The 11,806-nt window shown below is 37.9% G+C and carries 4 protein-coding genes; all 4 read left to right on the top strand.

Annotated elements, in window-relative coordinates; all coding sequences use genetic code 11:
- The first annotated feature begins 51 nt into the window (after positions 1-51).
- The 4 genes from HOO91_18760 (at position 52) to HOO91_18745 (ending at position 11,404) form a co-directional block, all read left to right on the top strand.
- On the top strand, positions 52-3,234 hold the full coding sequence (locus HOO91_18760) for a hypothetical protein (GenBank protein NOU19603.1): 3,183 nt from the start codon (positions 52-54) through the stop codon (positions 3,232-3,234).
- Between the two features lie 40 nt (positions 3,235-3,274).
- Positions 3,275-5,383 (top strand): MFS transporter, encoded by a 2,109-nt coding sequence (locus tag HOO91_18755; GenBank protein ID NOU19602.1) that lies wholly within the window; start codon positions 3,275-3,277, stop codon positions 5,381-5,383.
- An 18-nt stretch (positions 5,384-5,401) separates the two neighbouring features.
- The gene (locus tag HOO91_18750) at positions 5,402-7,849 is read left to right on the top strand and encodes a hypothetical protein (GenBank protein NOU19601.1); all 2,448 of its coding nucleotides are present in this window, start codon (positions 5,402-5,404) and stop codon (positions 7,847-7,849) included.
- 207 nt (positions 7,850-8,056) lie between these two features.
- The gene (locus tag HOO91_18745; GenBank protein ID NOU19600.1) at positions 8,057-11,404 is read left to right on the top strand and encodes a hypothetical protein; all 3,348 of its coding nucleotides are present in this window, start codon (positions 8,057-8,059) and stop codon (positions 11,402-11,404) included.
- The last annotated feature ends 402 nt before the right edge of the window (positions 11,405-11,806 follow it).

Here is an 11,806-nt window from a genome sequence, read left to right as displayed (position 1 = left end):
AATATATATTTCTAAATTTTCATGCTTTGTCAATTTATTTGAATTAAATCTATGAAAAATCTTTTTAAGAATTTATACGTATTGCTCGCTTTGAACTTTCTTCCTGTAACTATTAGCATTGCTCAAATCAAAACATTGGATGAATTTGAAAACAAAAATGGCTGGAATTTTATCAAATCCGACGGGGTAAATCTTAAGCTAACACCTGAAAAAGGATTAACAGGCAATGCAATTCGTTTTGATTACGATTTTACCAAAGGGACAGGTTATGGGGGAATACAAAAACTTTTTCCGATAGATCTACCTGATAATTACGAATTTACTTTTAACGTTAAAGCCGAATCTCCTGCAAATAATTTTGAGATAAAATTTATTGATAGTACTGGAAGCAATGTTTGGTGGGTTATCAACCGAAACTACGATTTTCCAAAAGAATGGAAAAAGATTCGCATCAAAAAAAGGCATATTTCTTTTGCTTGGGGGCCAACAAATGATAAGAATTTAAATCGGATCGATAGGATTGAGTTAACCATCTCTTCGTTTGTTGGTGGCAAAGGAACAATTTGGATTGACGATCTTAAGTTCGAGCCCCTTAAGCCCGAAATCAACAATTATCCTCAACCGCAAATATCTGCATCATCAGAATTAAAGGGCTATTCCGCAAACCTCATAAGCGATAATTCGGGTAAAACATATTGGCAAAGCAAAGAAAATAAGAATGAGTACCTTTTAGTCGATTTCAGAACCCGACGTGAATTTGGCGGATTACAAATCAATTGGCAAAAGGAATTAACCCCAAGAACCTTCGATATTTTGCTCTCAGAAGATGGCAAAAATTGGGAGAATGCGTATTCCGTTAAATCAAATCAAAGCGAAAAGAGTTTTATAAGGTTACCCGAAACTGAAGCAAATCTCATTAAAATTAAACTTAATGAAAGCAATTCAGATAAAGGGTTTGGTGTAAATGAAATTAAGTTCCTTGATGTTAATAGTTCGCTTACAAAAAACGATTTTCTAATTTACACATCCAAAAACTCTCTTGCCGGTAATTACCCACGATACTTTTCAGAACAAGCCTCATATTGGACTATTACTGGCGTAAATAACGATGTAAAAGAAGCACTGATCAATGAGGATGGAATGGTTGAAGTCGATAAAGTCCTTTTTTCAATTGAGCCGATGATAAAAATGGGTGATTCACTTTACAACTGGAGCAATGTTAAAACGATTCAATCACTTGGTAATTCAGAAGATAAGCGTGATTTCAATTTTATACCATCAGTAACTTGGAACTGTAACGATCTTAAGTTTGTAACTGGGATTACAGCAACTGGAGAGGCAAATAAGAATTCAAAATTGGATATTCGTTACTCGTTCAAGAATCTCTCCAACCAGCCCAAAGATCTTGAGTTCTACTTGTTAATAAGACCTTATCAGGTTAATCCGTACTACCAATTTCTAAATCTAGCAGGAGGTGTTGGAAAAATAAAATCAATCAAAGAAGAGGGTAATTTCATATCAGTAGATGAAAAGGTTATACTGCCTCAGAAAAAGTATGATTCGTTTGGTGCATGTGCTTTTGATGAAGGAAATATTGTTGATTTTATTCGCAAAGGGAAAATGCCTCTAAATAAATCAGCAATTGATCGAAGCAGCCTTGCAAATGGTGTGATAAAATACTCATTACACCTGAATCCGGGAGAATCTACTGGATTCTACGTTGTTGTTCCTTTCTATGGCAAAAATTCATCTGATGAAAAACTAGAAAATATCAACGTTGCAGATGAATTTACCAAGTCATCCGAATTTTGGAAATCAAAGGTTGAGCATATCAGATTTAATTTGCCAGAATCTGCAAATAGAATTGTTAATACGTACAAATCAAACCTTGCTTATATATTAGTTAACAGGGATATAGTAGGAATACAGCCCGGTTCACGTTCGTACGAAAGAAGTTGGATTCGCGATGGTGCTTTAACTTCATCGGCACTTTTAAAATCAGGTATTGTAACCGAAGTCAAAGATTTTATTGACTGGTACACAACCAATCAATATGAAAATGGGAAAGTCCCTTGCGTTGTTGATCACCGAGGACCCGACCCAGTTCCCGAAAACGATAGCCATGGGGAAATGATCTATCTGATCCGCGAATATTTCAATTTTACGCATGATACGGCTTTTCTCAAATCAAAAAACAGCAGTGTTCTTAAGGCAGTTGATTACATCGAATCGATGATTGCCCAGAGATCCACAGATAACTATAAAAACGGAAACGATAGTCTGCACGCATTTTACGGTCTAATGCCCGAATCAATAAGCCACGAGGGCTATTCCGCCAAACCCATGCACTCCTACTGGGATGATTTCTTTACTATGAAAGGGCTGAAAGATGCCACCGAAATTCAAAGAATTCTTGGAGAAACATCAAACTATGAAAGGCTAAAGAAGATCCGTGATACGTTTAGTGAAAATCTTTATAGTTCATTGCAACTCGCAATGAAACTAAGGAAAATCAACTATATCCCCGGTTGTGTTGAACTTGGTGATTTTGATGCAACATCAACAACTATCGCTTTAACTCCTTGTAACGAGCTGAAAAATCTACCAAAACCTCATGTTTACAACACCTTTGATAAATACTTCGAGTTTTTCAAAAACAGGAGAGATGGTAAAGTAGATTGGATTAACTACACACCTTATGAAAACCGATTGATTGGCTCATTCATTATGCTTGACCAACCTGAAAGAGCGCATGAATTAATTGATTTTTTCCTGAACGATCAGCGCCCGCAAGGATGGAATCACTGGGCTGAGGTTGTGTGGAAAGATTATCGCTATCCGGGTTACATTGGCGATATGCCTCACACTTGGGTTGGCAGTGATTTTATCAATGCAATACGATCCATGTTTGTTTATGAAAACGAGTACGATCAATCGCTTGTTTTGGGCTCAGCACTTTATCAGGATTGGATTGATGCTCCTATAGGAATGTCTGTTCAGAATCTACCAACATATTACGGAGAGATTTCATATTCAATTAAGAAGGATATCGATAAATACCGTTTTTCAATATCAGGCAATGTAGAACTTCCGGCTAATGGTATGAAGATAAAAAACTTTAATAGGTCAAAATTTCCTAAAAGAGTGACCGTAAATGGAAAAGAAATTAAGGATTTTAATGAAAAAGAAATTTCAGTGAAAGAACTACCAGCAGAGGTTGTTATTTATTATTAATCAGTATTTTATAAGATTATTCTAATTCAAGAGTACCATAATGAAAGAGCCGAAAAATAGTTCGAATCAAAACATAAGAGCAGAAGGATATATACCCTTTACGCAGCTAGCGGCCTATGGTGCCGGAGGTATTATTCCAATAGCACTTTTCAATGTAGCTGGAATACTTGTAGGATTGATGGGCAATATAAGCCTTGGTTTGAGTGCTTTTTGGTTAGGATTCATCCTGATTATCCCTCGAATATGGGATGCCCTCTCCGACCCTATCATTGGTCATATTTCAGATAACACAAGAACCCGCTGGGGACGGCGTCGCCCCTATTTGCTTGTAGGTGGAATTCTGGTCTCAATCACTTTTGTGATAATGTGGTGGATTCCTAAAGGCGAAATGGTGCAAGCATGGTTCCCAACTGAGTCGAGCTACCATGCATTTCAATTAGTCTATATTCTTTTTACACTTCTTCTATTTTTCACTGCTGTAAATATCTTCGAGATTCCTCATGGAGCCCTTGGAATGGAGATGACTACCGATTACCATGCTCGAACACGCCTATTCAGCGCAAAAAGTTTTGTTGGAAATCTGTTTGCCATGAGCACACCTTGGCTTTTCGCCATTGCCACAATGGAGGTTTTCAAAGGACCTGGAGGAAATGAGGCCGATGGAATGCGTTACGTATCCCTGATGATAGCAGCTATTCTTATTCCACTCTCTTTCTGGTGGTTTTTCAAATTACGCGAGCCGGGATTTCAAAAAGTTTCGAAACAGGAAAAAACGCACTTCTGGAAAGATATGAAGTTAGTAGTTTCCAATAGAAACTTCGTAATGCTAACATTGACAGTTTTCACACTTGCAATGGGCTTCAACTTCGTGCAACTACTTGGCTCATATATACCAATCTTTTATGTTTTTGGTGGCGATAAAGTTGCTGGGGCAACAATGCTTGGAATCAATGGAACAGTATGGGCTATTACAGGAGTTCTTGCTGTATTCCCTCTCAATTGGATAAGTCCTAAATTGGGTAAGCGGAATACCCTTATTATTGCCATGGTTCTTATGAGCCTAGCTCAACTTTCCAAAATAGTTTGTTACAATCCGCACTATCCTTACTTAATTGTAATACCTACAGTTTTACTATCGGCAGGTATGCTGTTCTTCTTTACCCTTGGCTCTTCGATGGTAGGCGATATCTGTGATGAAGACGAACTAAACACAGGCAAACGCTCCGAGGGAAGCTATTATGCAATATTCTGGTGGTTTATAAAGATGGGAACCGCACTAGCCAGTTTTGTTGCAGGTGCGCTCATCGTTTTCACCATGTTTGACGAAGCACAGGTTACAAAAGTCGATAGTTTGCAGGGTAATATCAGAGAACTTCGGAGTAAAGTTCAAATCTGGAATGGCGATCATGGTTTTAAGGGAACAACTGCATCTCTGCTTGAAACTACCAAAAAGCAGTGTGCTGATGCGCTAGATGAATCAAAAATATATGTGAATTTCCTTGAAAAAGAATCTATTAAGAAGGAAAACGAATCAAATCAAAATATTGCCAAATATCAAATCGACAGGAAATCAGCGTTACAGAATGCGCTAACTATCACAAAGTCTACAGTCTTTGGGCTTGAACACATCCAGTCACAACTAGAAACGCTAGGATCTCAGCCTTCTGATTCCGCCGTTATTCGACTTTCAAATGAAGCAGTATCACTCACACTTCAAACGAAATTTGAGAAGGCCAAGATGAATTCATTTGAACTCATTTCGCACTTGAATTCCAAATCACTGGAATCCAAATTAATTAAAAAAGAAGAGACAGATAAGCACTATAATCTTATCATGCAAGAGATTACTGGTGTTAGAGATCGAATTGCCGATATCCAGACCACTTCCTCATTGGCTTCATTAGACAAAGATCTTGGAATCATCGAAAAAGAAATTATGCCATTAACACAGCAGACTCCCTATACTCTTCTGATGATGCGTATTGTAGAGATCGGGCTGCCATTCTTATTGAGTTTAGTATCTATTTTCTTTGTGCTCAAGTATTCTCTTACCGAAAAACGATCACATGAAATTAAGGAACTTCTCAAGCAAAGGAATTCGGAACGTTCTAATGGAGAAAATAGTGAAATTGAACCATCAATAGTTTAACGAGAAATTAAAAATAGAATGACTTTTAGTATCAAAAACGATAGCTTTTATCTCAGTAACAAAAAGGTATTTCTCAATTCGGGAGAGATACATTATTTCAGAATAAAGCGTGAACTGTGGGATAAGCACTTGGATGCAGCCAAAGAGGCTGGTTTGACCACCGTTAGCACCTATGTTCCTTGGGCGTGGCACGAATACGAAGAAAAAGTTTTTGATTTTGACGGGTCATCATGCCCAGAAAGAGATCTCCAAGGTTGGTTACAACGATGTCAGGCTCATGGGCTGAATTGCATCGTTAAACCAGGGCCATTTATTCTGGCAGAATATCGTGGTGCTGGATTGCCCGATTGGTTTATGGATCAGTATTACAACGAGGTTAAAATGCACAACAGCAAAGGCGGAATCGTTGCAAGTGACGGGGTTAGCCTTTTCAACAAAATATATCTGGAAAAGGTCGCCCTGTGGTATGATCAGATTATGCCTTTCATCAGCAAACGCCAAATATCCAATGGTGGCCCAATTATCATGATGCAAATTTGCAATGAAATAGGCGTTTTCTCATGGCTGGCGCATCAGGCTGACTACTGTGAAGAGGTAAAAGATCGATTCATTTCGTACCTATCGCAAAAATTTTCTAGCATTTCAGAAGTGAATAGATTGTGGGATACCAACTTTAAGGATTTCACATCCGTTGAACTTCCGCCCGATGGGAGGAATGCATATACCTCGAAACCCGACCGTGCTCGTGATTACGAATGGCACCTTTTCTGGAGAACCTATTATGGTGATTATTTAAGAATGTTGACCAAGTGGGCAAGGGAAAGAGGCGTAACCCTTCCTTTGTATCACAATCTTCCTGGTTGGATTTATGGAAATGGTTATGAATTCCCAGTGAATATCACCATGTACGAAGATCTTTTCGAAGATAAGAGTGAGATAATATTTGGTGTTGATCATATCCCTGAATTCGTTTCGTATCGTAACCTACATGACGATCGGATTATAAATGATATTACCCTTGCCATGCAGGGCAATAAACCACTGTTTGCTGCCGAATTCCAATGTGGCTCACGCGAACATCACGTGGAGACAAATCCTCGTGAAATGGAGCTCTTCTACAAAGCAAGTGTTGCCAATGGTTTGGTTGGTTGGAACTACTACATGTTTTCGCAGGGTCGTAATCCAAGGCACAAAGGCTATTCAGGAGAAACATTCTACTGGTTCAATCCGCTCACCCCGGAAGGTGAGCAGACCAGTGCTTTTCCACTGGTTAAACGGATGAACAAAATTATAAATACCTCCGAAAGCCTTATTGTTGAAGCAAAGCGCAAGGCTGAAGTCTGCGTTCTTTTTTATCCTCCATACTATTCAACTGAACTTGAGAGGCCTGTTGGAAGTGAATGTGAACTTACATTCTCATATTCTGCCATCCGTAGACCTGCCTATTTCGATGGATTGCTTAAAGTTCTTCAGGTTCTTAATATCGACTATGATATGGTGGATTTGAATAAGGCTACCGTTGATTCTCTGCTTAAATACAAGCAAGTTTGGGCATTCTGTACCGATGAGATGAATGCAAGGGAACAGCAAACCATTGTTGACTATACTAAAGCCAGTGGTAATACGTTTATTTTCCCATATCTACCTGATCGGGAAATGTCGCAAAAACCATGTACCATAATTCGCGATGCCCTTTCAATTACCCCATCAAGAACCGTAACAATTGATTCTCCGTTGATTGATATATATAATTTGAAAGATATCAAATGTGCTAATCCACAAGTTGTATATGATGAAAAATCACTTTCTGGAGCAGAAATTATTGCTCGCACCATTAATGGCGATATTTGTGGCTTCTCGAAGCCTCTTGGAAAAGGTTCATTAATTCACCTTGGTACTTGGATCGGATTTGATACCGAAGGGCAAAAACCAGTTTACGAAGCAATCCTGAATAAATCAGCAGCAAAATTAAGACAAGGAAGTAGCAACAATTATCATATCAACGTTAGGGAACGTTTCACAAGTGCACATTCAGCAATGCTTTTTGTTGGAAATTACTACAACGAAGAGCACACAGGCAATGTAACCTATACTCATCCTGAAAGTAGCGAATCAATAACAATCCCTTACCTAAAAGGTGAGATTTTGTGGCCTGCTCTGTATAGCGTTTTAAGCCCAATATGTCTCCCCATTTCAGATGGGTTAAGGATTTTACACAGCACTTCAGATATTCTAAATGTTAAGCAGTTGAATGATCAACTAGAAATTACCCTGTATGGCGATCGTGATTTGGCTGGGGAAATTGTTTTTGAAGGCAAACAGGTGAAAAAAATAAAGTCTGCAACAATTGCTGGAGTAGATGTTCAAATGGTAGCAGATGATAAGCGGATTGCATTCATTTATAGCCATAAACATAGAAGTGAAATGATTATTAGTGTTAAAATAAACGCTATTATCTCGAATTAACAGGTTTGCGTTAAAGTCTGTCCGAAGACGGAAGTTGGAAGATGGAAGTCAGAAGAGTATAATTTTAAGAAACATTTAGAAACAATAATTATCTGATAAATTTATACTTAAGAAATGAATAGATTCATTTTGTCAAACTTCCATCTTCGGACTTCCGTCTTCCGACTTCCAACTAAACAACAATATTAATGTTAGAACCAAATAAAGATGTCGATATCTAAAAAACTGAATGTCAAAAATGCCCTCGGTCTTTCATTCGATTTCTTAGAAAACGGATCAATTCAGCATATTGAGGTTGATCCTATCAGAATAAGCCTTAAATCTGCAACCCCATATTCCAAATCGGGAGCAAACCTTTACCTTAGGAAAAGGACAAATCCCTTTGAATTTAAAGCCCTATTAGGCCCAGAAAGCAATAGTCATTTCCAGATTAAACAAAATGCTTTTATTGCCAAAGGCAACTGGGATGGCCTTGATTATACTTGTATTCTTCAATTTTCGCAGAAAAGTTTAAGCTGGCAATGGAGTATTGAAATTACAAATATCTCAGCAGGCAATGTTGAACTTGACATAATTTATGTACAAGATGTTGGGCTAAAGCAAATATCAGGCGGTTTAGTCAACGAATACTATGTTAGCCAGTATCTTGAACGACTTATTCTTGAAGATTATCAGTATGGTTCAGTAGTTTGTTGTCGGCAGAATACAAAGGAATCGGTTGGTAATCCTTGGCTAATGGTTGCTTCTAAAATCATGGCAAACTCTGCAAGTACAGATGGAATGCAGTTTCTTGGCAAATCATTCCGTGAAAAGGGAATCCCAGAAGGTCTACTTGCGGATAGACTGGGAGGCGAATATTCTGGTGAATCTTCAATAGTTGCCATTCAGGAAAAGCCTTTTAAACTGCTTGTTGGCAATAAACATAAGAGTGCTTTTGTGGGTTCCTATTTACAAAATCATCCTAACGCAACATCAGAATTGGATTTAAAGCAAATACCAAATCTGATGCAGGAGTTCAATGCAGAAATTCCTAATCAAAATTCGATTGAATTACAAGCTCCCAATAAAAATATTTTCAATACCTCTCCACTCCTACCTGTTGATGATTTAGATGACGAAGATCTCAAACTCTTTTTTGATAACGATAGACGACATAGTGAAATAGAAAACGGAAAGCTATTATCATTCTTTTATGGTACAAATAACCATGTGATGTTGCGTGTCAAAGAATTAATGTCCGACCGCCCACATGGACACATTATGCAAGCCAAAGCAGGGTATATTCCCGATGAAAACATTGTATCTACAACATCGTTCGCCTTTGGTGTTTTTAATTCTCATCTGACGCAGGGCAACACCAATTTCAATATCTTCCTATCCGTCTGCACTAGTCAGTTTAACCAATCGCCTGAAACAGGTCAAAGAATTTTTGTTGAGATTGAGGGTAGTAAATACTTACTTGGCATACCATCTGCTTTTGAGATCGGCCTTAACCATTGCCGTTGGATTTATAAATATCGCAATTACTGCTTTCAGGTTCGTACATGGACATCTAAAACATCTCCACGAATCAACCTCGATTTCAAAGTCATTAGCGGGAAAAATGTTAAATTGCTTGTTACGCATCATTTCGATGAAAGTAATGGTTGGACAAAAGTTTCTAATGACTTGGTTTTCAAACCAAAAATAGATAGTCTGATTGCTAGCAAATTTCCACATGCACAATTCCGAATCATCGTGAACAGTAATTTTGGGTATAATGCTTGTGGAGCCGAAACTCTCTATACCAATAGCCAAAATCATGGTGACCCATTTTTCGTTCTCGATGTTGATGAAACGGCTGAGTTTTGCATGAGTTTTATTGGGGAGGTTTGTAGTCCATCCAAATCTGACAAGATTAAAGATATCAACAAACAATTTGCAGCTGATTGCCTTGATGCTCAATCGAACTGGAAAGATCTATGTTTAAACCTTTCCCTTAAAAGTGATAGTACAGATTTAGCGGCTATTCAGGAAATTTTGCCATGGCTTGGAATGAATGCAATCACCCATTTTCTAACACCGCATGGGTTAGAACAATTTGGTGGAGCTGCATGGGGAACACGCGATGTATCTCAGGGGCCATTTGACCTACTACTGTGCATGGAAAAGTATGATTCTGCCAAACAAGTACTGCAAATTATATTCTCCAATCAGAATACAAATGGCGGATGGCCACAATGGTGGATGTTCGATAGCTACTCGAATATTCGAGCAGGTGATTCTCATGGTGATGTAGTTTATTGGGTGATTATTGCGCTTAGCAACTATATCAAAGTAACTGGAGATCTTACAATTCTAGATGAAGTTTTGCCCTTCTATCAGGAAAAAAATAACACTGAAGTCGAGAAAAAACCAATTAGTGAACATGTAGACAGACTTATTCGGATGATAATCAACTCATTTATTCCTGATACTGCGTTTGTTCCCTTTGGCGGTGGCGACTGGAACGATTCTCTTCAACCTGTTAGCAAAGAGTTAGCGCAACGCATGATTTCGAGTTGGACAGTTGAAATGAACTATCAAGCCTTCACTCAGTATCAAAGGGTATATGAACTGGTTGGAAATACTAAAAAGGCAACAGACCTACAAAATATTTGTGAAAGGATTAAATCAGATTTTAACAAACACTTAATAAAGGATGGTGTTGTAGCGGGTTATGGCCTTGTTGAAGAAGATCGAAGTATCAGCGTGCTGCTCCACCCAAGTGATACCAAAACCAGCATACACTACAGCATACTGCCAATGGATCGTGGTATTATAAGCGAAATATTTACAAAAGAGCAAGCACTTCAACATCAAGAAATCATTGAGCAACATTTAAAAGGCCCTGATGGTGCTAGATTGATGGATCGTCCTCTTAAATACAAAGGGGGCATCCAAACAATCTTTCAGAGAGCAGAAAGTAGTACATTCTTTGGTCGTGAAATAGGTCTAATGTATGTACATGAACATATTCGATACGCTGAATCACTAGCGATTATGGGCAAAGCCGATGATTTTGTAAAAGCATTACGCCAGACAAATCCTGTTGCATACAGAGATATTGTAACCTGTGGGGATATCCGCCAATCAAATTGTTATTATAGCAGCTCTGATGTTGCTTTCAAAAACCGTTACGAGGCCGATGAACATTACGATGAAATTAAAACAGGAAGCTTAACTCTAAGAGGTGGATGGAGAGTTTACTCCAGTGGGCCAGGTATTTATATTGGCATAATTATTTCCCGTTTACTTGGCCTACGAACCGAATTTGGAAACACAATAATAGATCCAGTTATTCCAAATTCCCTGAATGGTCTATTTACCTCAATTGATTATATGTGTTATCCCCTTACATTTAAATACGAAATAAAAGTTAGCAATTTTGGCCCTAAAGCCATATCAATTAATGGAAAGGGGATTAAATTTACACTTGAGTATAATAAATATCGTTCGGGAGGAGCAGTTATCCCAACAGATCAATTTTTATCGATGTTAAATAATCAAGAAAATATTATTAAAATAACAACATAAAAGTTGAACAAAATTAAGTATTAGAAAATATATAATGACTTTGATTTTCAAGTCAGCAGGTTAAAAACTGAGAGTTTCAGTTTGATTCAAGAGTTAGGTTTTAGGTTAAAAGGTGCAATATCGTTTAGATTGGTAACAATCTAGACGATATTAGTTCTTTACTCAGAAACTATTCTAAATTAACGTCAGCTCGACGTAAGAAACAATGTATTAATCTATATATCAATCAATTTGTTTTATTTGAATCAATGGAACCGAGCTAGCAAACCGAACGCAGTGAGCTCAGCATTCTAAGACATATGCAAGTAAAATAGAATAATTATTTTTGTGTTGCCAAATAACGACCGACGGCAAAAGTTAAGCCAAAGGTTATCTAGGGGTAGCTCAATTGCAGCTACCCTT

The organism is Bacteroidales bacterium (assembly GCA_013141385.1).
Lineage (GTDB): Bacteria > Bacteroidota > Bacteroidia > Bacteroidales > Tenuifilaceae > UBA8529.
This window is presented reverse-complemented; position numbering and strand designations above follow the sequence as displayed.